We start from the raw sequence: 23,041 nt of genomic DNA on the forward strand, positions 1-23,041 counted from the left end.
GACAGAAGAGCTGGAGGCACAGGATTCATGACAGAAAAAGAGAAATCACAACTGGGACTGCTGTATAATGCAAATTACGACAACGAATTGATTGATGAGCGTTTGCACGCGAAGGGACTTTGTTACGAGTATAATCAGCTTCATCCAGCCAAAATTACCGAGAGAGAAGCGCTCCTCAAAAAACTGCTTGGAAAAACAACGGATCGTTTCCTGATCGAGCAGCCGTTTGTATGTGATTACGGCTATAACATTGAAATTGGTGAGAACTTCTATAGCAATCATAATATCGTTATGTTGGATGGAGCCAAAATCCGTTTTGGTGACAACGTATTTGTTGCTCCGAATTGTGGATTCTATACTGCTGGTCATCCTTTTGATGTGGAACAACGAAACGAAGGCCTTGAAATTGTAGGTCCCATCACAGTGGGTAATAATGTTTGGATTGGTGGCGGGGTGACCGTTCTTGCGGGTGTCACTATTGGAGATAACACCATCATTGGGGCAGGTAGTGTAGTTACCAGGGACATACCTTCTGATGTAATTGCTGCAGGTAATCCATGCAGAGTTATTCGCCAAATAACGGAAGCAGACAAAACGAAGTATAAAAGAAGCTAACGCCAAGTGTATATTAACCCTCAGAATGCCCGATGTTTTTCATCGGGTGTTTTTAAACCCTTTGGAGATATTGTATAGTTACTACATTGGAGAAGAAACTATGGAGCAGGGGTGCTTATGAAAATAGCGAACGCGTATTTGATGAAAGAAATTAATATAAACCATGTACGCCAGGTTATGAAACGGGTGGAAACAGCAACCAAGCCACAACTGGCCTCCATGACCAAGCTCAGTGTAGTAACCGTCAATTCACTGGTTAAAGAGTTATGTGATATGGGGGAACTGTTTGAGGACGAGACGGTACCTTCGAACGGTGGCAGACCTGCATTAACCTACCGATATAATTACGATTTCAGTTTGGCTTTGGTCATGTATATCAACGAAAAGCAGGGACAGGATTTGATCACCGCTACCGTGATTAACCTAGAGGATAACATGGTGTTCAGAGAAGAATATACGATGCCTACGTTTGATCAGAAGCACTTCTATGAGATCATTGGGAACGTGCTGGCCCAGCATGCTTCCATTAAAGTGATTGGGATCGGTATTCCGGGGCAAACCGTGAATGGGGAAATTACGGTGAGCAGTCACCGGCAGTTAGAAGGTATCCGAATGACTGAAGATCTTGAAGCACAGTTCGGATTACCAGTCATCATGGAAAATGATGTGAATGCTGCAATTAGCGGATATTGTGCCAAACAGGAGTTAGATGAGGACCAGTGTGTCATCGGAATGTATTTTCCGACTCATTACCCGCCAGGTATGGGTATTCATCTGGATGGTAAAGTGATCCGGGGAAAACTTGGCATGGCTGGGGAAGTGAAATACCTCCCTATGGGGGTTGATTGGTATAGCTCAATGGAAAAGGAATTGTTTATTAAAACGGTATGTAACATGATTCAAACGGTAAATGCGATCCTTGCGCCAAATCAGGTTGTCATTTACCAGCAGATGGTTGAAGGAGATGAAGTTATTCAAGCATGGCAAATGTATCAAGTCGAGCTGTCGATGCCATCTTATCCTGACATCATTCTGATTGATTCGTTTCGGGAGGATTTTGAAGCAGGGATGCGATGGTTAGCACTGAAAGCGTTGGAACCGGGTCTGGTCCAGTTTAATTGAATTGAAAACGGGACTCAGCATATGAATAAAATCCCCAGAAGAAAACAGGGCATCATTACATGGTGTAACCAATGCTTGTCCTTGATTTCTGCTGGGGGAGAACATTTTTTTCCTGCTAAAGGTATTTCAATTCCTTAACGTTTCAGGCTCTTGCCGTTGCTGCCAATAACTTCTTTGTACCAGTGGAACGACTTTTTGCGATATCGTTCGAGTGTTCCTGAACCATCGTCATGGCGATCAACATAGATGTAACCATAACGTTTTTTCAATTGTGCTGACGAAGCACTGACTACATCAATACATCCCCAGGACGTATAACCCATAACTTCAACGCCGTCTTCAATGGCTTCCCGAACCTGAACAAGATGATCATTCAAATACTGAATGCGATAGTCATCTTCAACGGTCTTTTTACCATCAGGTCCGGTAATGAGCTCGTCCACAGCGCCCAGTCCATTTTCCACAATAAAGAGTGGTTTCTGATAACGGTCATAGAACATGTTCAGCACATAACGCAGTCCTTGCGGATCGATCTGCCATCCCCACTCACTTGCAGGCAAGTAAGGGTTAGGTATGCCACCAAGCAGGTTACCTTCACCTGCAACTTGTTTGTTCGGATCAGCCGTTTGGCAGATACTCATGTAATAGCTGAAAGAAATGAAGTCGACGGTATGGAGCAGCATGTCTTCGTCGCCCTCTTCCATCTGAATCTGGATTCCATTTTCACGGAAGTAACGTTTCATGTATCCAGGATAGCGGCCTCTCACATGCACATCTCCGAAGAAATAATTGCTGTGTTCGAATTCCATCACTTTAATCATGTCATCGGGATTCGGTGTTAGCGGATAGGTCGGCATACTGAGCATCATACAACCAATCTGCGCACCTGGAATGATCTCATGACAAAGCTTCACAGCAGAAGCACTTGCTACAAACTCATGATGTATCGCTTGATAAAGATCCTGTTTGCTCAATTTTTCTTTTGGTGTGTAGATCCCACCACTCATGAAAGGTGCTTCCAGAATTGAATTGATTTCGTTAAATGTGAGCCAGTACTTCACTTTATTTTGATAACGTTTGAATACGGTAGTTACATAACGCTCGTAGAACCCGACCATCTTCCGATTGACCCAGCCGTCGTATTCCTTGGAGAGATGGAGAGGTGTCTCGTAGTGTGAAAGGGTGACCAGTGGTTCGATTCCGTATTTAAGACACTCGTCAAAAAGATCATCATAGAATTGAAGACCTTCTTCATTGGGTTCCAGTTCATCGCCCTTAGGGAAGATACGGGACCAAGCGATGGAAGTGCGGAATACCTTGAATCCCATCTCGGCGAATAGCTTGATGTCCTCTTTATAACGGTGATACAGGTCGATCCCGATCAGTTTCATGTTATCTTCAGTCGGTTCTTCAGTAATGGGACCCATGATGCCTTTGGGAGCCACATCCTGAGTAGACAAACCTTTGCCGCCTAAATTATATGCACCTTCAGCCTGGTTGGCGGCAATCGCACCACCCCACAGAAAGTTTTCGGGGAAATCAAATGATGGATGTTGAGAATGAGTCATGTGTATCGCTCCAATCGTTATGAATTCGTTGTGAATATTACATACAGCAGCACTGCATAAAAAAAGCTTAATCGTTGGAACGGGTTACACGTCAAGTTTTACTTTTTATTTATTTTGAGGCAAACTGTAATTCATCATAGAAAGTCAGCAGGAAAGGAGACTTCATGTGTCCAAGTTCGATGAGATTATGAAGCAGTCCGGCTATTCGAAGGCCACGGTATCCAGAGTAATTAATCATTCGCGACATGTGAGCGACGAGGCTCGGCAGAAAATAACGGAAATCATGAAACAGCTGAACTATATACCGAACCGAAATGCCGTTTCGTTGTCCACCGGACAGACCAAGCAAATTGGAATTGTCACATCAGCAACCAACGAGATTATTCTTACATTCATGAATCAATTCATTGATACTGCGATGGATTATGGATTTCAGACCCTGATCTATACTTCGCGTGGAGATAAAGAAATTGAATTGCAGGCGTTCGAGGATCTGCGGAGTAAACGAGTGGATGGACTGGTGATTATGACCTGTGTCAATCCTCCAGACAAACTGAAAGCCTATTGCGAGTATGGTCCGATTGTATCTTGGCAGCGGATGGGAGATGACGAAATTCCGTCAGTGGCTATGGATCAGGCGCAAGGCTACAAGCTGGCTCTCGAACATCTGGTATCCAAAGGTTATACCCGTATTGCCAATGCCTTTGGCAGAGCAGAAAGTCTGAATACCCAGAGTCGGCGGGAAGCCTACGAATCATTTATGGCAGATAAGGGACTGCCTGTATTGCGTGAAGCCTATCAGTATTCTGTGTTCAGTTCATCTGACGGAGAAGAGGCGATGCAAAGAATCGCAAGTTGGCCAAAACTTCCTCAAGCGGTGTTATGTTCGAATGATTATGCAGCAATCGGAATCTGGTCCGAAGCACGCAAACAGAATATACAAGTTCCCGATCAACTTGCCATTGTTGGCTTCGATGATATAGAGCTGTCCCGTGTTCTTGGAATAACTACTATACATAATCCAATTGCTGAACAAGCTACTCAGGCATTTCATCGATTATGGGCCGTTCTTGGCAAGCAGGAGCTAGAGCCTCAGCAATTGGAATTCAAACTGATAGAACGTGCGACCACCTGAATTGATTTTTGGGGGAGTAAAGTACGTCATTGCTTACGAATTCTTACACCATTTAGAGAACGTATCTTAGCAAAGGAGGGATCGTTATGGCACGTGTTTTATTTATTAACGGTGGATCAGAGGGACATGTCAATCCAACGATTGGCGTTGTGAAAGAGCTTATTTTACGCGGGGAAGAGGTCGTGTATTTCACAATTGAAGCATATCGGGAACGAATGGAGAAGACGGGGGCTATAGTCCGAACATTTGACGACCAAAAGTTCATTAAAGCGTTTGTCTCAGGTGGCAGAGATTATTTGCTTGAACGAATCAATGGTCTTTTGCTTACAGCAGATATCGTCATTCCGAGCGTGCTTGAACAGATCAAGGGTGAGCATTTTGATTACATCATCCATGACTCCATGTTTGGCTGTGGACGCTTGCTTGCGCAAATTCTGAAGCTGCCTGCAATTAATTCATGCACTTCTTTTGCACAGACCGAAGAATCATTCAATCAGTTGATGCAACGATTTTTCTTAGATGTTCCTCCCGAAATCGTCCAACCCATAAACGATACATTCCATAGCCTAACGAGAAGGTTACAGGAAAAATATGATGTGGAGATTCCTTCTCCCTATGAAGTGTTTTGCAATCCTGCTCCGCTTACCCTCGTATATACAACAAGGGATTTCCAGCCTAGTGAAGAAGAATTCGACCAATCGTATCAATTTGTAGGACCGTCCATCTTCTCGCGATTTACACATGAAGACTTCGATCTGGCAGCAATTAAAGGGAAAAGACTTATTTATATTTCACTGGGCACGATTTTTAACCAAGCTCTTGAGTTTTATAAGCTTTGTTTTGAAGCATTGGGGAATACCGATCATACTGTTGTCATGTCTGTAGGGGACAGAACACACATTACAGATCTGGGAGCGATTCCGGAAAATTTTATCGTTAAACGTTATGTGCCACAGATGGATGTATTACAATCCGCTAAATTATTTATCACTCATGGCGGGATGAACAGTACCAGTGAAGGTTTATATTTTGGAGTTCCCCTTATTGTGATTCCCCAAAGTGCAGATCAGCCAATCATCGCTGAGCAGGTTGTCAATAGGGGAGCAGGCATCAGCTTACAAATGAAAACCTTGACTGCCAATCAGCTGTTTGAAGCAGTGGAACATGTATTAAACACTCCCTCTTTCGAGAAAGCTGCTGCGAGCATGCAGGAATCCTTCCGGAAATCAGGCGGGTATCCATACGCTGTTGATGCAATTTTCAAATTTAAGGCTCAACATCTCATTCACACATAGTTCAGTCATTAATTATTCAAAATTGAAGCATTTTCGGACCAGAACCATGCGGTATACTGTACAAGAAGGTTCAAGAGAAGCTGCATAACTACAGATTATGTGGCTTCAAGTTGAAACATCTTGTAACAAGTTACATATTTCACAAACTAGCCGCTGGAAAGGTGAGATTGAACAGGATGAAGACAGTGACAGGTCGATTCAGAATTGCAGGCATATGGGAAGGGATATCATTGCTGCTGCTGATTTTTATAGCCATGCCGCTAAAATATTTCGCTGATATATCCGCTCCTGTAACGATAATGGGCATGATTCACGGAATTCTGTTTCCGCTGTATCTGATTGCACTTGTGCATCTGGCAGTGGTGAAGAAATGGAAAGCTCTACGCTGGTTAATGGGCTTGATAGCGGGCTTGTTGCCTTTTGGAACATTTGTATTTGAGTCCTATCTTCGCAAGAGAGACTGGAAATAAGAATTTCTGAAAAGAACGATGACATTGACAGCAGGCGACCAACTCATCCAGATTGGTCGCCTGCTGATTTCTGTGCAAATTCTTTCTGGCTGACTGAAAGGGATGTTTCAACAAAAAGAATTGTAGTGGAAGAGGTGGTTTCCAGATTCCTTGTTTTCACAGTTCCCACGATGATTATGTGTGTGGACCAAAAAGAAGGTGAAAAATAATTAAATGAAAAAGTGTTGTGTTGAAAACGGTTTTATGCTAATTTAAAATATATAAAAACGTTTTTATAGCAAAGGACCAAAACATTATGGGAAAGATTACGATTAAAGATGTTGCACGGGAAGCCGGTGTATCCATTTCTACAGTTTCCAACGCCTTGAACGGCGTAGATGTCTTAAACCCGGAGACGAAATCACATGTCCTGAAGGTGGCAGAGCGTTTAAACTACGTTCCCAACCTGAACGGCAAGCTGTTGAAATCCGGACAAACCAAAATGCTGGGCTTTTTCACCACAAGTGTGTCGGGTCCCTATTTCTATAAGCTGGTTGAATCCATGTCTCGTGAATGCGATCGTCTGGGTTACGGGCTGAATGTGTTTGTGACCAAGGATAAGCAGGTCATTATGAGTAATATTCTCGGACGGCGAGTGGATGGCGTCATCATCTACGAAGAACTTCGGATTGATGAGCAGGACATTGTCGCTATGGAGAAAGACAAGATCAAGGCTGTATTTCTGGATCGGGTCTATCAGAGCGAAACTATGGGAAGCGTCATTTTTGACTCCTATGTGGCAGGGTATGAAGCGACAAAGTATTTAATTGGACTGGGTCACAAAAAAATTGCCTACATATCCGGTGTTGACACCATGTTTGACAGTAATCAGCGTCGAGATGGTTACCTGGCTGCTTTGCATGAGTATCAACTTCCGCTGGATGATGATTACATCATACAGGGATATTTTGAGGAAGAGGGCACATATAGTGCGATAAAATCATTCCTTCATCTGCATCCTGGCAAGCTGCCTGATGCTTTTCTGGCAGGAAATGATGTGAGCGCCATTGGCTGCATCCAGGCCTTGAAGTCTCATGGCTTCGAAGTTCCCCAGGATGTAAGTGTAGTAGGCTTCGATGATATTGATATTGCCCAATACTTTTCCCCACCATTAAGCACCGTAAGAAACCAGATTGCAAGGCAGGGTATCCTGGCGGTCAACCATCTGGTTCGCATGATCAAGAAGAAGGAACATGGCGTTTCAGAGAAACTGGCGGGTGAACTTATTATACGGGGTTCAAGTCATGTGAAGATCGACCGGAGTGGTTATTTAACATAGTGCTGTTTCAATCATTTCCGGTCTTTTTAAATTGTTGATTTGAAAATAGGAGGTTTTTTGTCGGAAAATAAAAACGTTTTTATCAAGATGCTTAAGTTGGAGGGGAGCAAAAGAGCGTGAGTAAATTAGCCGTAGAGACATCGTCAACCGGTAAAAAGCCTGTCAGACCGGGGGGAAGGAAGCCAATCGGACAAAGAATGAAGGAGTTCGTCATTGATTACCGAAGACAATGGGAAATTCAATCAATGATTATACCTGGCATCATTTTTATGATTATTTTTTGTTACATTCCCATATACGGTTTGACGATTGCATTTAAAAATTACACTGTCATTGATACGCTGTCCAGTGCACCATGGGTCGGTTTGGAAAATTTCCGAATCATTATGTCAGACAAATACTTCTGGGATGCCGTAGTGAATACGCTGGGGATCAGCTTTTTGAAATTGGGTATTGGGTTCGTCATTCCCATCATCCTCGCGATCATGATCTATGAATTAAACAGCGGTCGCTTCAAGAAATTTGTGCAAACGATTTCATATCTGCCTCACTTTCTGTCCTGGATCGTACTGGGCGGTATGCTTATCACCTGGTTTTCAACAACGGGATTGTTTAATCAGTTGTTACTTAGCTTGGGAGTAATTTCGCAACCGCAAAACATTTTGCTGGATGCAGGGAAGTATTGGTGGATTGCAGTCTTATCCGATATTTGGAAAGAGGCTGGCTGGGGAACGATTCTGTATTTGGCGATTATGTCGAAGATTGATCCAACGTATTACGAGGCAGCCAAAATTGATGGTGCAAGCCGTCTCAGACAAATCTGGAATATTACATTGCCCAACATGAAGTCGATCATTAGCCTTAATCTGATTCTTACTGTAAGCGGTTTACTCGGTTCCAATCTGGACCAGACGCTGGTTCTGATGAACTCGCAAAACCGTGATAAGGCAGAAGTTATCAATTCGTATGTATATCGTATGGGGATGTCACAGGGTGACTTTTCGTATGCTACCGCGGTTGGTCTGGGCGTCTCGATTGTGTCTGTTATTCTGCTGGTCACCGCGAACAAAATTACAAGCAAATTAAACGATAATCAATCTGTGCTGTAAAGGAGGCATCCTCTGTGAATGGAAAGGTGGCTAAAGAAGATCTCGATAGTCGGATCTTTGATACCTTAAATATTATCTTACTCGTTATTTGTACTGTCATTATTGTGGTTCCGCTCTGGAATGTTATCATCTCTTCTTTTAGCTCGGGCAAGGCTTTGGCGGAAGGTGGGTTCATCTTCTGGTCACCGGAGTTCTCGCTGGAGAATTACAGAGCTGTGTTCAACGATTCGAGCATCTGGCAAGCGTTTTTCATCTCCGTATCCAAAACAACAATCGGTGTCGTTACACACGTGTTTTTCTGCGCCATGGTCGGTTACGGCCTGAGCAAAAAGTACATACGTGGCCGTAAGCTGTACGTGGCCATGGGGGTTATCACGATGTTCTTCTCTGGCGGAATGATCCCAACGTACCTGTTGATTAAATCCCTTGGCCTGCTTAACAGCTTCTGGGTGTACATTATTCCGGCATTGTTTAGCTTCTATGATGTCGTCATTCTGATGAATTTCTTCCGGAATGTACCGGATTCCCTGGAGGAGTCAGCCAAAATCGATGGTGCGGGAGACTGGCATATTTTCCTGAAAATCTTCATCCCGCTATCCATGCCAGCGATGGCAACTATTGCATTGTTCAATGGAGTTGGGCAATGGAATGACTTTATGACAACCAAGTTGTACATTACCGATCAGTCGCTGTATCCATTGCAGATGATGCTGTACGAGATTATCGTTCAGTCCCAGACGCAATCGATGCAAAATATCGGCGGGTCGGCAGTCATTGAAACAACGACTAAAGGAGTACAACTGGCCACGATTGTTATTACCACACTGCCGATCGTATTGATCTATCCCGTACTACAAAGATATTTTATCTCCGGCATGATGCTGGGTGCTGTCAAGGAGTAAGGGAGATTCAAGCTTGTTCGAAAGTTCGCTCTGTTTAATATTTCTCACCTAACTTTGAGGAGGAAACAATATGTTCAAGATGAATAAGGCAGCAGGCAAAAAAGGAGTTAAACTGTGCGCAGCATTACTGACAGCGGTGATCATGATTACAGGCTGCAGCAGCGGTTCAGGGGGGGCGAGCGATGGAAACTGGGTTTCCATCGAAGATCGCTATACCGTCGACCCGGAAAAACCAGCCTGGCAGCTCGATAAAAAGGAAGAAGTTACAGACCTTACCTGGTACGTTAATGCAGACTGGTGGAACACGGATTTTGGCAAAGATATTGTGACCAAGAAGATCAAGGAAGATCTGAACATTAATATCAAATTCATTACAGGGGATGACACAAAATTAAATACTTTCTTTGCCGGTGGTGACATGCCTGACCTGCTGACGGTATTTGACTCTAACTCTCCTGTGGTGCAAAAAGCCGCAACCTGGGCTATGCCGCTGAACGATCTTGCGGAGAAATATGATCCATACTTCAACAAAGTCGCGGCTGCCGATACCCTGAACTGGTTCCAGCTGGCTGATGGCAAGACGTACGGCTATCCAAACTATTCCAATACGCAAGCCGATTATGATAGCGGCAACATTCCGGCCAAAACGGCATTCATCATTCGTAAAGATGTGTACGAGGCTTTGGGCAGTCCTGTCATTGGAACGCCAGAGGAATTTGAAAGTGTGATGAAACAGATCAAGGAAAAGTTCCCAACGCTGATTCCATTTGGTTTTAACTCTATTGGTGAAGGAACAGGTTCACTTGGAGATACGCTGCAAGACTTCATCGGTGTTCCGCTTGAAACGGAAAATGGAGAATTTTATGATCGCAATCAGGATGAAGATTATCTTACATGGCTGAAGACTTTAAATAAGGTATACAGAGACGGAAATATCAGTGATGATAGCTTTGCTGATGATGGTACGAGCTTTGAGGAAAAAGTGAAATCCGGAAAATATGCAACGATGCTGCTGGATGGCACACCTCAACAAGGAGGAAATCTGCAAATTTATCTGAGTGCCAATGAAGGCAAAGAGTATGTTGCCATTGATGGACCACAAAGCACCAAAGGGAATGCACCGACTCTTAATCAATCTGGTATTACGGGCTGGATGATTAACTTCATCTCCAAGGATGCCAAAGATCCAGCCAAAGCGATGCAAATCTTTACGTATCTGCTGAGTGAAGAAGGTCAGCTTCTGATGAACTATGGTATTGAAGGCGAGACGTATAAAAAGAATGCAGATGGTACGGTTGAGCTGCTGCCAGCTGTGAAGGACCTGCAGCTGCATAATGCGGACAAATTCAAAAAGGAATATCGGATGGGTGAATTCATGTTCTTTGGCCATGACCGTCACAAAGCATTAAGTGCGGATGCTTTCCCGGAAGCCATTAAACAAATGCAAGAGTGGGGCAAAGGAAAACTGAAACCACACTTCATTCTGGAAAATATTAGTCCGAATCAAGGAACACCTGAGGCCCGTGCGTTGTCGGCAATCAACGCCAAGTGGAATTCAACACTGGTAAGCATGGTTCGTGCCAAAGATGATGCCTCTTTTGACAATGCGCTCGCCGCTTACAAGTCATTTTTAGGTGAAAACCGTTGGGATGAAATCCTGAAGGTTCGTAGTGAGAAAATGAAACAGAATAAAGAGAAATTGGGTATCCAATAAGAGGAATGTGGAGGGAAAACATATGACGAAATTCAAAATGTACAAATCCACGGGAGAAGATGCATTGTTTGTATCCGTGTCCCAGGATCAATTGAAATCGCAGGACTCCGGCTTGGAGACAACGACTATCCTTTTGGATGATCAGCAAACATATCAGGAAATGGATGGTTTCGGGGCATCTTTTACTGACTCATCTGCCTATCTGATTAACCAGGTATTAAGCGATGAGCAGAGAGCGGAAGTCATGAATCGGTTGTTCCATCCCGAGGAAGGCATTGGATTGTCGGTCATCCGCAATCCGATGGGAGCTTCAGACTATGCCAGAACGGTATACAGCTATAATGATCTGCCAGAAAATCAAACGGACCCGGAATGTTCCGGGTTCAGCATCGCACACGATGAAGCGGATGTTATTCCTTTGACTCAGAAGGCTTTGGAGTTAAATCCTGAGCTGAAGCTGTTCGCTTCACCTTGGAGCGCCCCGGGCTGGATGAAAACAAGCGGCTCGATGATTACAGGTCAATTGAAAAATGAGTGGTATCCGGCATATGCGGAATATTTTGTGAAATATATCCAAGCCTACGCATCCCATGGATTGCCTATCCATGCAGTAACACCACAGAATGAGGCGCTTTATGAACCGGGTCATTATCCTGGTATGTTGATGCCAGCCGAAGCACAAGCCGACTTTATCAAAAATCATCTCAAACCGGCTTTTGTCAGCAATGACATTCAGTCCAAAATCCTCTGTTATGATCACAACTGGGATCGTCCGGATTATCCGCTGACCGTGCTTGATGAGGCGGCAGAAGAGGTAGATGGAGTCGCTTGGCACTGGTATGGGGGCGAAGCCTCAGCACAAACGAAAGTGTATGAAGCCTTTCCAGGCAAGGAGGTACACTTCACCGAAGGATCAGGAGGCGAATGGATTCCTCCATTCGAACAGGCCTTCTCCAATGTGATCAGAACAGGGATTGAAATTCTTCGCAATTACAGCAAATCTTTTGTGCTCTGGAATATGGCGCTTGATGAGAACAACGGGCCTACTGTTCCTGGCTTCGGGAAGAGTACGTGTCGCGGCATTGTGAAAGTCAATCAGCAAACGAAGGAGCTTACCTATACACTGGACTACTATGCCCTGGCTCATTTCAGTGCATTGATTCGTCCCAAAGCGGTACGCATTGACTCTTCCTCCAATGAGGCATCCATTCGTTCCGTAGCCTTCAAAAATACGGATGGATCGATTGCCGTTGTGTTATTCAATGATGGTGAAGTGACAGGAAATGTACAGGTTCAGCTAAGAGAAGAAGAACTGTTAAGTTTCCAACTCGAAGCCAAAAGTGCTTTGTCCATTTTGATTAACCAAGAGTAATAATGTTGTTATGAAAGATAAGGCGATACTCAGAGAATTAACTCAGAGTATCGCCTTTTTATATTGCATCCAGCGAACTTATACTCTTTGAATCGCTAGATTTGGTGTTCCTCCACTCTCATCAATAAACAGAACATACTTATTCCCGCTAGTGCCGGTTAATACTAGACCCGGCTGATTGAGTACACTGGGATTATAATATAACAGTTGCTTGATGAGTGGTAACCTACCTTTAATCGACCTGCCTTTGACGCAAGCATGGAATTTGAGCCCCACTATACGTTTGCACATGGTCATATGAATGGGTACGCCTATTTGAGAGAGGTCAAACGAGTGGTTGAGCAAGGAGTGGAAAACCGCAGCAAGTTATGACAATGGAGTTCCCTTTATGGGGCTCCATTTGCTTTTGAGCGAGTGCAATCATGTCATCTTTGTTCAAGGTTCATACCATAATTTGTTTGCGGTACTCCGTTGGATTAAGACCTGTATGCTTTTTAAATTGCCTTGAGAAATAATATAAGTCGCTAAAACCAAGATGCTCGGCAATGGCAGTGACTGTTTTTGGCGTACAGGTCAGAAGTTCTTTTGCCTTGTCCATTTTTTTGCTGGCCATGTAGTGCATGGGTGGAACGCCGATGTGCTGTTTGAAGAAACGAATGAAATAATTGGGATGCATGTAGGCAATCTGAGCCAGATCCCGGACAGAAATATTCTCTTCAATATTGGCATCGATATAGGCCAGTATTGCAGATATTTTCTCCATAACAGGCACATTGATATAACTAATCTGCTCCTGATCCAGATGCATAATGTAGTGGGACAACAACTCTATTAATTTGCTTTTTGCCATCATATGCGCATAGACTTCACCGGATCGGGTGTAATTAAGAATGCTGTTGAATATTTCCTGTATCAGGTCGGGCCGATCCGATGAACAGAAGTGGGGGAAATTCAAAATTTGAAATAGGTTGATGCCTCCAACCTTAGCACTGAAATGACACCAGTATTTGAGAAAAGGACGATCACTGATGGCAGAGTAAGACTGCGTGACCCCCTCCGGCATCAAAAAAAGCTGTCCAGGTGCAGGATAATACTCCTGATCGCCGATCTTGAGCCAGCCCTCGCCTTCACAGATCAAATAAAATTTGCTGTAATCGGGTGTGTAATCAAGGTCCTGCCAATCCGTATCGCAGCGATTGAAGTTGACCATGAACAAATCAACCTGCAGATTGGATAAATGGTTCGTGAGCAATGTCTTATGATTCATTATCTCAACTCCCTACAAAGGTTAATATTGTCCATCCTAAAGTTAACGTTCTGCATGTCTATCTGTTCATCCAGCTACTACAATACAAGTGCAGCTGATAACGGAAGGAATGAGAACCGAATGAGAACAATACTGGACAAAAACGAATATTTGCAGCAGATCGACAAAACGATTGTCGAAGGAAAGTATAAGGACAACTGGAGTTCACTTAGCGCATTCGAGGTTCCTGAGTGGTACAAAAACGCCAAGTTTGGTATTTTCATTCATTGGGGTCTTTACTCGATCCCTGCGTATGACAGTGAATGGTATTCACGAAATATGTATATCGAAGGTTCCAAAGCTTATGAACATCACCTTGATGTCTATGGTCATCCGAAGGATTTTGGCTATAAGGATTTCATTCCGATGTTCCGCGCCGAGAAATTCGACGCAGATGAGTGGGCTGTGCTTTTTAAACAAGCCGGAGCCCGTTATGTGATGCCTGTAGCCGAGCATCATGATGGCTTTCAAATGTACAAAAGCTCCATCTCTCACTATAACACATATGAAATGGGACCCAAACGGGATTTGCTGGGCGAGATGAAGGTCGCGTATGAGAAGCAGGGTCTTACCTTGTGTGTCTCGTCACACCGTGCTGAGCACTGGTTTTTCATGTCCCATGGAAAAAACTTCGATTCAGATATTAAGGAGCCGCTCCAACGCGGTGATTTCTACTGGCCTGCCATGCCAGAACCGGATCATCAGGACTTACACGGCTCACCTCCAACGGATGAATATCTGGAAGATTGGCTGATTCGTTGCTGTGAACTGGTGGATCAATACCAGCCGAGCGTTTTTTATTTTGACTGGTGGATCCAGACGGCAGCGTTCAAACCTTACTTGAAAAAGTTCAGCGCCTACTACTATAACAAAGGTGAAGAGTGGGGCATTCCGGTAGCGATTAACTATAAACATGATGCCTTTATGCTCGGTTGTGCCGTTCCCGATGTGGAGCGTGGACAATTCGCCGATCTGAAACCGTATTTTTGGCAAACGGATACGGCTGTCGCCAAAAATTCCTGGTGTTATACAGAAAACAACAACTATAAAACAGCGGATGAGATTATCAGGGACCTCGTCGATATTGTAAGCAAAAATGGCAGTCTGCTGCTGAATGTTGGACCAAAGGCAGATGGAAGTATCCCGAATGAAGACAGAGATATTTTGCTTGCCATAGGTCAATGGCTGGAAGTGAATGGCGAAGCGATTTATGACACGACGTTCTGGCGGACGTATGGGGAAGGGCCTACCGAGGTGAAGGAAGGGCAATTTACAGATGGCGAGACCAAGATCTTTACAAGTGAGGACATTCGTTTCACTGTAAAAGAAAGCTGCCTTTATGCCACGGTTATGGCCTACCCGGAGAACGGGATTGTTCATATCCGTTCGCTGAAGGAAAACTCTCATCATTTCCATGGACTGATTAGGGACATTCAGGTATTGGGCTTCGACGAACAACCGGAATGGAGCAGAACGGAAGAGTCCTTGACGATAACGACAAGAAACGTGCAGAGCAGCTCACCCGTCGTATTTAAAATAGAGCTTGATTAAGAGATGAGATCAAAGGGCTATAACCTACAGTGATATGTACTGGTTATAGTCCTGTTTTTTGTGTGATTCTGCAATGGATTACACTCGTTTTCGGGTTGAAGAAGGTCGACGGAGTGTTCTCCGTTTTTTGGACAAGCGATGTATCTTCGCCAAACGCTGCTGCTTCAATAAGCGCTGTCGCACATGACGAGGCCGTTTTTTTTCTACTGGTTTGAGAGGTGAAGTCATTTGTATTGGTGGAAGTTCGCATGATTTATGTGTGGTATCCACTACGGCTCTGTAGTTTATTGGTACAATGCCCAGCGCCTGTAACGTTCGGGGAACATCCGGATTGACAAATACGGCAAGCTCATGTTCGCGGATGTCCAGCCAGTTGGAAATTTCACGCAGAGCATCATCGACATATCCCGGATGACAAACAATCTCGGTAATGCCATCTTGGAGCGTATATAAATATAGAAGCAATCGCTGCAAACCCTCATGATCTCCATAAGTATCCAACAGAATCGTATCCGTCATCCGAGGGGGTGGCATATCAGGGCTTGCATGCCGAACCTGTGATCTGCGAAGCGGGATGTTTTCCCGGACAGCTTTTTCCGCCATGATTTGAAATATGATGGGATCGTTTTGATGCAGCAGCTGATGGGAATCCAGATGTGTAGGAGAAAGCGGCGCTTGAACCAAAACATTCCATTGAGCATCGAGTTCTTTGGCAATATCAGCGACGTCTCGTATGAAACCACATTGGCATTGATGAAAAGAACCGTCAGGCTTCACCAAAGAAGGTACAAAGGCCGGATCGGACACGGGTCTCCCGTAAGTCAGATTAAAATGCAAACCGATTCCGAGGTCTGGCAGTGATTTGGCTAAACTCAGTGCATGATCAAAGCCCGGCATATTCACCATCATCGAAGTGCTCGTAATTCCACCAGCCTGATACGCTTGAATAATTCCCTGATTAACACCGGGCGACAGCCCGAAATCATCCGCATTAATGATCACTTGCTTGCTCATACCTCTGATCTCCTTCCTCACGTTGAGAACGAATCATTTTCCATTTCCCTAATATATTAAAGGTCACTAGGTATGGACCGTTCATTCGCACAGGCTTGATAAAATACTTCGAATGCTTTCTTGTCCAGGATATATCCTGTTCGCTGGTAGAAATAATCGAGTCACAGGCAGAATACATTTAATGTAAACGTTGTTACGGATTGAGAAAAAATCGGGGTGTCCCGTTCAGAATCGGTCCGTTAATATGGGGAGGGAAAGATTGTTGAAAAAAAGAAAAATCGTAAGTACGCTGGTGCTGTTCAGTTTCCTAATTGCTTTGCTGCCTGGCACGACGACAAACGCAGCGACCAATTGGAATCTGGTATGGAGTGACGAATTCAATGGAAGTTCTCTGAATACGTCAAATTGGTCTGCAGAGATCGGTACCGGCAGCGGTGGATGGGGAAATAATGAATTGCAGTATTATACGAATCGCACCGAGAACCTGCAAGTGACGGGTGGCAATCTGGTCATCACTGCACGTAAAGAAAATTACAATGGCAGCAGTTATACCTCGGCACGAATTAAAACCCAAGGTTTGAAATCGTTTACTTATGGGAAAGTAGAAGCACGCATTAAGCTGCCATCCGGTCAGGGGCTGTGGCCTGCTTTTTGGATGCTGGGAAGCAACATTAATTCTGTCGGCTGGCCCAAGAGCGGAGAGATTGACATTATGGAGCGGGTCAACAACAATGCTTTTGTGAACGGTACCGTGCATTGGGATGCTAACGGGCATGCCGATTATGGTAAGATATCGGAAAATCTTGATTTTTCTCAATTTCATGTATATAGCATTGAATGGGATTCCAAATATATAAGATGGTTTGTGGATGGCAAACAATTCAATGAGTTTTACATCGAAAATGGAACAGGCAACACTGAGGAGTTCCAGCGTCCGTTTTTCCTTCTGCTCAATATGGCTGTAGGTGGGAACTGGCCTGGCAGCCCAAATAATGCGACTCCTTTCCCATCACAAATGCTGGTGGATTATGTGCGGGTATATCAAGCAGCGAGTACACCGAACATTGTCAGCGGCGGTCTCTATACGATCGGTTCCAAAGCAAGCGGTAAAGTGTTGGATATCGTGGATGTATCTACGGCAAGCGGAGCCAAAGTACAACAATGGACCAACTACAGTGCGAGCAACCAAACGTTCAGAGTCGACAGCACTGGAGATGGTTTCTATAAACTCACGGCTGTTCACAGCGGAAAAGTTCTGGATGTGCCTAATTCAACAGCATCACCCGGCGTACAGCTCCAGCAATGGGATGATAACGGCTCTAACGCCCAAAGGTGGAGCATCCAGGATGCGGGTAACGGTTACTACAAAATCATTTCCAAGGTGAATGGATTGGCAGTAGATGTGTCGAGCTCTTCAACGGCGGATGGGGCTGCAATTCAGCAATGGAATGATAATGGTACAGATGCACAACGATGGTCGTTTAACAAATTGAATTAATAGTGGCTATACCGGATTTAGTTTGACGATCAAACAAATAAATAAAATCGCAAACAAGCTGCGCTCCATTTGTAATGGAGACAGCTTGTTTTTTTGTTCTTTTAGGTTTATCTTCGTCAGAAACAGGATTGAATGAAGCGACGGAGGAACTATGGGCAGCCAGATTCCCATTCATACTAAACATGCCGCTATTTGGAAATCCTGAACGAGTGAACCGGTAGAACGAACGAGATAGCAAGAAGATATGTGCGTGGAGGGAACCATGAATATTGAACAGCTCTTTTTCCATATTTTATACTGCAATTCAAGGAAACCGAATGAACTTAGGACATTTTCTAATAAAGGGGTGCGGACGCTTCAGCATCACGAACTCATTTTTATTACAGATGGCAAAGCGGAGATTAGCATTGATAGTAAAAGACATACCATTCAGGAAGGCGCCCTGATCTACCTTCAACCGGATGTCCCTCACTTGATAGAGATTGACCTTAATAATCCGATAAGTTTTTTTTCGGTTCACTTCAGTTATGTCCGAATCGAGCAGAATGACAATGCATGGACTGTAAACGAGGACGTAGAGATGTTTCCCCTGCCAGCTCTCCAACAATTACAGGATTATTATCAATTGGAAGAAATATTTAAACATATGGTAGACAACTGGCATACGAAACTACCGGGTTATGAGTTTCGCACCAAGTCCTTATTGCAGCAATTGATTATCGCGATCGCCCAAAATATAAAAAAGCGTCATCGTAATTACGCTACATCCTTGAAAGTGGAAAAGATCATCAACTATATGAATCAACATCTGCATCGTAAAGTCACCTTGACCGAGTTATCTGAGCTGGTGCAGCTATCTGCCCCGTATTTATCAAGAGCTTTCAAAGAGATTACAGGCTACTCGATTATAGAATTTTTCAACAAACTGAAGATGGATAAGGCAAAAGAGATCATTTTGGAAGGGAACAGCAAAGTTAAAGAGGTGGCGCAGTTACTCGGATACACGGATGAGTTCTATTTCAGTAGGCTTTTTAAACAATTGGAAGGAATGAGTCCATCGGAATTTTACAGCAAAAATGTCCATGGAGTTTAACATAATGCATGGTGAATAGCCATTCTGATCGCTAAGATGAGGATATGATTCTGAAGCGGGAGGAAGGCTTGTTGATATGCCGCTGTGGAAAAGAAATTTGATTGTATGCTGGTTCGGCATGTTTGTGACCGGGGTAGGCATGAGTCAGATCGCACCGATTTTGCCGCTGTACATCAAGCAGCTTGGTGTGAATGATTCAGCAGCGATTGCCCAATTCTCCGGAATTGCCTTTGGCATCACGTTTATACTTTCCGCCATCTTCTCCCCCATATGGGGAGCGGCTGCCGACCGATGGGGACGAAAACCGATGCTGCTTCGAGCCAGTTTGGGAATGGCTGTAGTGATAGGTTGTATGGGGTTCTCAACAAATGTGTACATGCTCATTGGACTTCGGCTGCTACAGGGTGTCATCACAGGATACAGCACCGCCTGTACAACGCTGATAGCGACCCAAACCGATTCCAAACATGCAGGCTATGCTCTGGGCACACTTTCAACTGCTAACATTGCAGGTTCCTTGATCGGTCCCACGATCGGTGGTTTCATTGGGGTGAAGTGGGGGCTCCAGAATTCGTTTTTTATAACGGGTGGGCTGATGATGATCGCCTTTATTACGACCGCACTATTTGTGAAGGAATCGTTCACGCGAGAGGACAAGGTGGTGCTTGGCCTTATAGAAGTATGGCGAAAAGTGCCCGAGAAAAGTTTGACGATTAACTTGTTTGTTACTTTTTTTGTACTCACTGTGGCTTTATATTCGGTAGAGCCTATCATTACCGTGTACATTACGCAGCTTTCCGGTAACACTGCGCATGTTGCTCTGTTGGCCGGAATTGTGTTCTCGGCATCAGGACTCGCCAATCTCATTGCGGCACCAAGACTGGGCAAGCTATCGGACCGAATAGGTGCGCAGAAAGTAATACTGGCTGCTCTTCTAGCTGCCGGAGTTCTCTTCATAGCGCAGGCGTTTGTAACGAGTCCATGGCAATTGATGGGCCTGCGTTTTTTATTGGGATTGGCAGCAGCTGGGCTGATTCCTTCTGTGAATACGTTGATCAAAAAAATCACACCAGCTTCACTGACAGGTAGAATGTTTGGTTTCAACATGTCAGCAGGATATCTGGGTGTATTCGGCGGTGCCGTCTTGGGCGGACAAGTGGCTGCCTGGATGGGAATACGATATGTGTTCTTGATTACCAGTGCATTGATATTGATCAATGCTGGCTGGGTGTATTTTAAGGTATACAAAAAACTTGAAACCAATGGGAGAGAAGATCATGGAAAACTTGAAAAAAGCAGAAGCTGAACAACTTATAGCAGAAAAAACAGCGTTGGTTGTGATTGATTTGCAAAAGGGGATTGTAAATAGCCCGTTACAGGCTCCACGCACAGGTGAGCAGGTGGTGCAGAATGCAGCCAAGTTAGCACAGGCTTTTACGGAAAAAGGAGCCTTTGTCGTGCTTGTAAAAGTATCGTCCGTGGATGGGAAAGACATGTTAAAACCAAAGACGGATATGGAACGGGGAGCGATTCAGTTTAGCGCAGACTGGGATCAATTCGTGCCTGAAATGACTGCCCATACTCCGTATCATACGGTTGCCAAGCGTCAATGGGGTGCTTTCTTTGGTACGGATCTTGATCTACAGTTGCGCCGTCGGGGAATAAATACCATTGTATTATGTGGTGTATCCACGTCAATCGGCGTGGACACTACTGCCAGAGAAGCTTATCAGCATGGTTATCAACAGATTTTTGTAGAAGATGCAATGACAGCTGCTACCAAAGAAGAGCATGACTACGTTTGTAACACCATTTTCCCCAGATTGGGTCGGATTCGCTCCAGTGAAGAAGTGGTTACAGCACTGAAATAGGATAAGCCGGATATATGACCCATGATTCTGACAAGTCAAGAATCCATCAACAAAGTTCTAACATGGAGGATGTCCCATAAGTCATGAATATGACGAGGGACATCCTTTTTTAGTGTTATTTTGTTTTAATGAACCTTACACACGCTATTCGCTCCAATTTGCCCAGATCTGAGAGCTAACGAATCACAGAGACATTATTTCTTCAATTTACTTGATTTTTTAGGTTTTGAAGCCCTAAATGATCAAAACAAATTATTGGCTGCAATCAGCAATAAGAGAATCCCGCTGACAAGCGTTCCGAACTGTCCCAATGTGAACGAACCGATACGAATGTTAGCCGCTTTGGACCCCATCCACACACCAAACCATACGGTAACAAAACTGCCGATCGCTGCGGTAAGGGAAATATACAAGGGGGATAAGCCCATCAGCCCGGCGCTTAAGCCATTCGTCAGTGCATTTGTCGAAAGGGCAACGCCCAGAATCAATGCTTCCAGAACTCCAATATGATTTGATTTGTCTAAATCTACCCGTTCCGGATTTTGCAAAATAGACCCGATCCCGAGGGTTTGGGAGTCGGTCTCTTCCTGATCTTTCTTCTTGCGGGGAACCGATAACAAGATGATACGAAAACCGATAACGAGTAGGATAAATGTCCCCAGCAGTATAGGGAAAACGCCAGGAAGCACAATCGAAATCCATTTCCCGAACAAAATGCCTGAATAGCTGAACAATAAACAAACAACGGCGATCAAAAAATTCGAAAATAGGCTGATTCTGATTTTTCTGATCCCGTACGATAGTCCGACACCCAGATTGTCAAGACTCGAAGATACTGCCAACGCAAGAATAAGCATCCACGCCATAAAATCACCTCATGATCTGTAATCTGCTCTTAATGTATGTCGTGTTGAGATTCGTGTGCCCGTTCATGAGAAAAATGCAACAAAACGCTGCAGATGAAGAAAGAAGGTAAACTTTCACCACATTGTCCCATAGAATAGAGTATCGATATATCTCTGGGGGGATGCTGGTGAAAGCGAGGGATCAAACAAAGGATTGCCATATCGGAGATTTGATCAAGCCTATGCTAGCCAGACGCTCTCTCTCGATGCGCAAATTCAGTACGCTGTGCGGAATGGACACGGCTACCATTTCTCGAATTCTTAACGGGAAGCAGCAACCGAAGCTCACACATTTGCAGATCTTTTCTGAACAGTTGGACGTTTCACTGGATCATTTAATTGAGGCTACAGGCTACAAAATTAATCACACCCCAAAAGGGGCCGAGCAGGGGATTCTGGATTCGCTTGAATCGATTAAGACCGTCCTGCAGCATACGAAATTATTCGACATCGATGTGACAACAGAGCGGATTGAACAGGAAATGGTTAAGTACGAACAATATGCACGTACGGATGAAGGGCATCGAATCATCTGTAAGGAGTTTGAAATAAAGATCAATCAAATAAATGGTGCAGGGCCGTTCATAGATCATTTGAAGGAAATGCACATTCAATACTGTGATGAGATTACACCCGAGAATAATCGTACTCTGATCGGCAGTGCATTGTTGTATTTTATTTCTTCTGCCGATTTGATCCCGGACTATCTCTTTCCCATTGGTTATCTGGATGATGCGATCGTTGTGTATCTGGTGTTGGAACGTCTGAAGCAGGGCACATGAAACAATTTGTCCGGGAAAACAATACAACATTTAACCAAGATATCAGAACCTAAAAAGAACGATGCGAATTGCTCGCGTCGTTCTTTTTGATGTCCAAAAGAATCTGACATAGTTAAAAAGGGCTGCTTGGATCAATTAAAACGTTAGGGTTTTCATATTTGCGAAAAGCAGATGAATAACGGAGAGCCATTAGACTTACAAAAGCATTAAAAAGGCTTATTTTCTATATTTTTCTATAAAAGTGCTTGTATATCTCTTTTTGTGACTCTATAATATACCATAAATATACAATTTGATTCTAAATTTTATATTATATGTAATTTTAAGAGTTTGTTTGTACATAGATAAAGAAATCTCCTGATCTACCCAGATCCATAATACTCCCTTGTTAAGAATGCGTT

Annotated in this window: 21 protein-coding genes; 16 read left to right on the plus strand and 5 right to left on the minus strand. The window is 44.1% G+C overall.

Annotated elements, in window-relative coordinates:
* Nucleotides 1–27: 27 nt before the first annotated feature.
* Nucleotides 28–615 (plus strand): sugar O-acetyltransferase, encoded by a 588-nt coding sequence (locus MHB49_RS14970; protein WP_405156667.1) that lies wholly within the window; start codon nt 28–30, stop codon nt 613–615.
* Between the two features lie 117 nt (nt 616–732).
* Entirely contained in the window at nt 733–1,737 is a 1,005-nt protein-coding gene (locus tag MHB49_RS14975) for an ROK family protein (protein ID WP_405156668.1), read from the plus strand.
* 134 nt (nt 1,738–1,871) lie between these two features.
* Here the strand turns inward: MHB49_RS14975 and MHB49_RS14980 are convergent, their stop codons facing one another.
* Nucleotides 1,872–3,305: a glycoside hydrolase family 1 protein gene (locus MHB49_RS14980; protein WP_405156669.1), complete on the minus strand. Its 1,434-nt coding sequence runs from the start codon at nt 3,303–3,305 to the stop codon at nt 1,872–1,874.
* Between the two features lie 166 nt (nt 3,306–3,471).
* Between MHB49_RS14980 and MHB49_RS14985 the strand changes: the two genes are divergently transcribed.
* From MHB49_RS14985 to MHB49_RS15020, 8 genes are all read left to right on the plus strand, one after another.
* Nucleotides 3,472–4,440, plus strand: a complete 969-nt coding sequence (locus tag MHB49_RS14985) for a LacI family DNA-binding transcriptional regulator (RefSeq protein ID WP_405156670.1) — start codon at nt 3,472–3,474, stop codon at nt 4,438–4,440.
* An 86-nt stretch (nt 4,441–4,526) separates the two neighbouring features.
* A complete protein-coding gene (locus tag MHB49_RS14990) occupies nt 4,527–5,735 on the plus strand; it encodes a macrolide family glycosyltransferase (protein WP_405156671.1) in 1,209 nt (402 codons plus the stop codon).
* Nucleotides 5,736–5,911: 176 nt separating this feature from the next.
* Nucleotides 5,912–6,205: a DUF3817 domain-containing protein gene (locus MHB49_RS14995; RefSeq protein WP_247902634.1), complete on the plus strand. Its 294-nt coding sequence runs from the start codon at nt 5,912–5,914 to the stop codon at nt 6,203–6,205.
* 295 nt (nt 6,206–6,500) lie between these two features.
* Nucleotides 6,501–7,523, plus strand: a complete 1,023-nt coding sequence (locus tag MHB49_RS15000; protein WP_247902636.1) for a LacI family DNA-binding transcriptional regulator — start codon at nt 6,501–6,503, stop codon at nt 7,521–7,523.
* A 197-nt stretch (nt 7,524–7,720) separates the two neighbouring features.
* Nucleotides 7,721–8,632 carry a sugar ABC transporter permease gene (locus MHB49_RS15005; RefSeq protein WP_052016450.1) on the plus strand — a complete coding sequence of 304 codons (912 nt, stop codon included), beginning with the start codon at nt 7,721–7,723 and terminating at the stop codon, nt 8,630–8,632.
* 14 nt (nt 8,633–8,646) lie between these two features.
* Complete coding sequence (locus MHB49_RS15010; protein WP_247902637.1) at nt 8,647–9,534, plus strand: carbohydrate ABC transporter permease; 888 nt, start codon at nt 8,647–8,649, stop codon at nt 9,532–9,534.
* A 70-nt stretch (nt 9,535–9,604) separates the two neighbouring features.
* Complete coding sequence (locus MHB49_RS15015; RefSeq protein WP_405156672.1) at nt 9,605–11,248, plus strand: sugar ABC transporter substrate-binding protein; 1,644 nt, start codon at nt 9,605–9,607, stop codon at nt 11,246–11,248.
* 22 nt (nt 11,249–11,270) lie between these two features.
* Entirely contained in the window at nt 11,271–12,620 is a 1,350-nt protein-coding gene (locus tag MHB49_RS15020) for a glycoside hydrolase family 30 protein (protein ID WP_405156673.1), read from the plus strand.
* A 442-nt stretch (nt 12,621–13,062) separates the two neighbouring features.
* On the opposite strand, the gene MHB49_RS15025 is transcribed toward MHB49_RS15020, so the two are convergent.
* Complete coding sequence (locus MHB49_RS15025) at nt 13,063–13,887, minus strand: AraC family transcriptional regulator (protein WP_405156674.1); 825 nt, start codon at nt 13,885–13,887, stop codon at nt 13,063–13,065.
* A gap of 120 nt (nt 13,888–14,007) precedes the next feature.
* On the opposite strand from MHB49_RS15025, the gene MHB49_RS15030 reads away from it, so the two are divergent.
* On the plus strand, nt 14,008–15,477 hold the full coding sequence (locus MHB49_RS15030) for an alpha-L-fucosidase (RefSeq protein ID WP_405156675.1): 1,470 nt from the start codon (nt 14,008–14,010) through the stop codon (nt 15,475–15,477).
* 78 nt (nt 15,478–15,555) lie between these two features.
* Here the strand turns inward: MHB49_RS15030 and MHB49_RS15035 are convergent, their stop codons facing one another.
* Nucleotides 15,556–16,491 (minus strand): carbohydrate deacetylase, encoded by a 936-nt coding sequence (locus MHB49_RS15035; RefSeq protein ID WP_405156676.1) that lies wholly within the window; start codon nt 16,489–16,491, stop codon nt 15,556–15,558.
* Between the two features lie 244 nt (nt 16,492–16,735).
* Here MHB49_RS15035 and MHB49_RS15040 point away from each other — a divergent pair, with 244 nt between their 5' ends.
* Entirely contained in the window at nt 16,736–17,989 is a 1,254-nt protein-coding gene (locus MHB49_RS15040) for an RICIN domain-containing protein (RefSeq protein ID WP_405156677.1), read from the plus strand.
* Here the strand turns inward: MHB49_RS15040 and MHB49_RS15045 are convergent.
* On the minus strand, nt 17,973–18,278 hold the full coding sequence (locus MHB49_RS15045) for a hypothetical protein (protein ID WP_405156678.1): 306 nt from the start codon (nt 18,276–18,278) through the stop codon (nt 17,973–17,975). The genes MHB49_RS15040 and MHB49_RS15045 overlap by 17 nt on opposite strands.
* 57 nt (nt 18,279–18,335) lie before the next feature.
* Between MHB49_RS15045 and MHB49_RS15050 the strand changes: the two genes are divergently transcribed.
* The 3 genes from MHB49_RS15050 to MHB49_RS15060 all read left to right on the plus strand — a co-directional run bounded on the left by MHB49_RS15050 (nt 18,336) and on the right by MHB49_RS15060 (nt 20,953).
* On the plus strand, nt 18,336–19,082 hold the full coding sequence (locus tag MHB49_RS15050; protein WP_405156679.1) for an AraC family transcriptional regulator: 747 nt from the start codon (nt 18,336–18,338) through the stop codon (nt 19,080–19,082).
* Between the two features lie 76 nt (nt 19,083–19,158).
* The gene (locus tag MHB49_RS15055; RefSeq protein WP_405156680.1) at nt 19,159–20,388 is read left to right on the plus strand and encodes a multidrug efflux MFS transporter; all 1,230 of its coding nucleotides are present in this window, start codon (nt 19,159–19,161) and stop codon (nt 20,386–20,388) included.
* Nucleotides 20,360–20,953, plus strand: coding sequence for a hydrolase (locus tag MHB49_RS15060; protein ID WP_405156681.1), 594 nt, complete (start codon nt 20,360–20,362; stop codon nt 20,951–20,953). Before MHB49_RS15055 ends, MHB49_RS15060 begins: the two co-directional genes overlap by 29 nt.
* A 242-nt stretch (nt 20,954–21,195) precedes the next feature.
* On the opposite strand, the gene ytaF is transcribed toward MHB49_RS15060, so the two are convergent.
* Nucleotides 21,196–21,819: a sporulation membrane protein YtaF gene (gene ytaF / locus MHB49_RS15065; RefSeq protein WP_405156682.1), complete on the minus strand. Its 624-nt coding sequence runs from the start codon at nt 21,817–21,819 to the stop codon at nt 21,196–21,198.
* Nucleotides 21,820–21,980: 161 nt separating this feature from the next.
* Here ytaF and MHB49_RS15070 point away from each other — a divergent pair, with 161 nt between their 5' ends.
* Nucleotides 21,981–22,640, plus strand: coding sequence for a DUF1232 domain-containing protein (locus MHB49_RS15070; RefSeq protein ID WP_405157141.1), 660 nt, complete (start codon nt 21,981–21,983; stop codon nt 22,638–22,640).
* Nucleotides 22,641–23,041: the final 401 nt, after the last annotated feature.

The organism is Paenibacillus sp. FSL K6-0108, assembly GCF_045040695.1.
Lineage (GTDB): Bacteria > Bacillota > Bacilli > Paenibacillales > Paenibacillaceae > Paenibacillus > Paenibacillus pabuli_B.

Excerpts from the sequence above, each read along its gene's own strand:
- MHB49_RS15035 (WP_405156676.1), bottom strand. The coding sequence starts at position 16,491 with ATGAGCAAGCAAGTGATCATTAATGCGGATGATTTCGGGCTGTCGCCC.
- MHB49_RS14980 (WP_405156669.1), bottom strand. The coding sequence starts at position 3,305 with ATGACTCATTCTCAACATCCATCATTTGATTTCCCCGAAAACTTTCTG.
- MHB49_RS15030 (WP_405156675.1), top strand. The coding sequence starts at position 14,008 with ATGAGAACAATACTGGACAAAAACGAATATTTGCAGCAGATCGACAAA.
- MHB49_RS14975 (WP_405156668.1), top strand. The coding sequence starts at position 733 with ATGAAAATAGCGAACGCGTATTTGATGAAAGAAATTAATATAAACCAT.
- MHB49_RS15055 (WP_405156680.1), top strand. The coding sequence starts at position 19,159 with ATGCCGCTGTGGAAAAGAAATTTGATTGTATGCTGGTTCGGCATGTTT.
- MHB49_RS15005 (WP_052016450.1), top strand. The coding sequence starts at position 7,721 with ATGAAGGAGTTCGTCATTGATTACCGAAGACAATGGGAAATTCAATCA.
- MHB49_RS15060 (WP_405156681.1), top strand. The coding sequence starts at position 20,360 with ATGGAAAACTTGAAAAAAGCAGAAGCTGAACAACTTATAGCAGAAAAA.
- MHB49_RS15045 (WP_405156678.1), bottom strand. The coding sequence starts at position 18,278 with ATGGAAAAAGAGCTGTTCAATATTCATGGTTCCCTCCACGCACATATC.
- MHB49_RS14970 (WP_405156667.1), top strand. The coding sequence starts at position 28 with ATGACAGAAAAAGAGAAATCACAACTGGGACTGCTGTATAATGCAAAT.
- MHB49_RS15020 (WP_405156673.1), top strand. The coding sequence starts at position 11,271 with ATGACGAAATTCAAAATGTACAAATCCACGGGAGAAGATGCATTGTTT.
- MHB49_RS14990 (WP_405156671.1), top strand. The coding sequence starts at position 4,527 with ATGGCACGTGTTTTATTTATTAACGGTGGATCAGAGGGACATGTCAAT.
- ytaF (WP_405156682.1), bottom strand. The coding sequence starts at position 21,819 with ATGGCGTGGATGCTTATTCTTGCGTTGGCAGTATCTTCGAGTCTTGAC.
- MHB49_RS15025 (WP_405156674.1), bottom strand. The coding sequence starts at position 13,887 with ATGAATCATAAGACATTGCTCACGAACCATTTATCCAATCTGCAGGTT.
- MHB49_RS15040 (WP_405156677.1), top strand. The coding sequence starts at position 16,736 with ATGGGGAGGGAAAGATTGTTGAAAAAAAGAAAAATCGTAAGTACGCTG.
- MHB49_RS15070 (WP_405157141.1), top strand. The coding sequence starts at position 21,981 with ATGCTGGTGAAAGCGAGGGATCAAACAAAGGATTGCCATATCGGAGAT.
- MHB49_RS15015 (WP_405156672.1), top strand. The coding sequence starts at position 9,605 with ATGTTCAAGATGAATAAGGCAGCAGGCAAAAAAGGAGTTAAACTGTGC.
- MHB49_RS14995 (WP_247902634.1), top strand. The coding sequence starts at position 5,912 with ATGAAGACAGTGACAGGTCGATTCAGAATTGCAGGCATATGGGAAGGG.
- MHB49_RS15000 (WP_247902636.1), top strand. The coding sequence starts at position 6,501 with ATGGGAAAGATTACGATTAAAGATGTTGCACGGGAAGCCGGTGTATCC.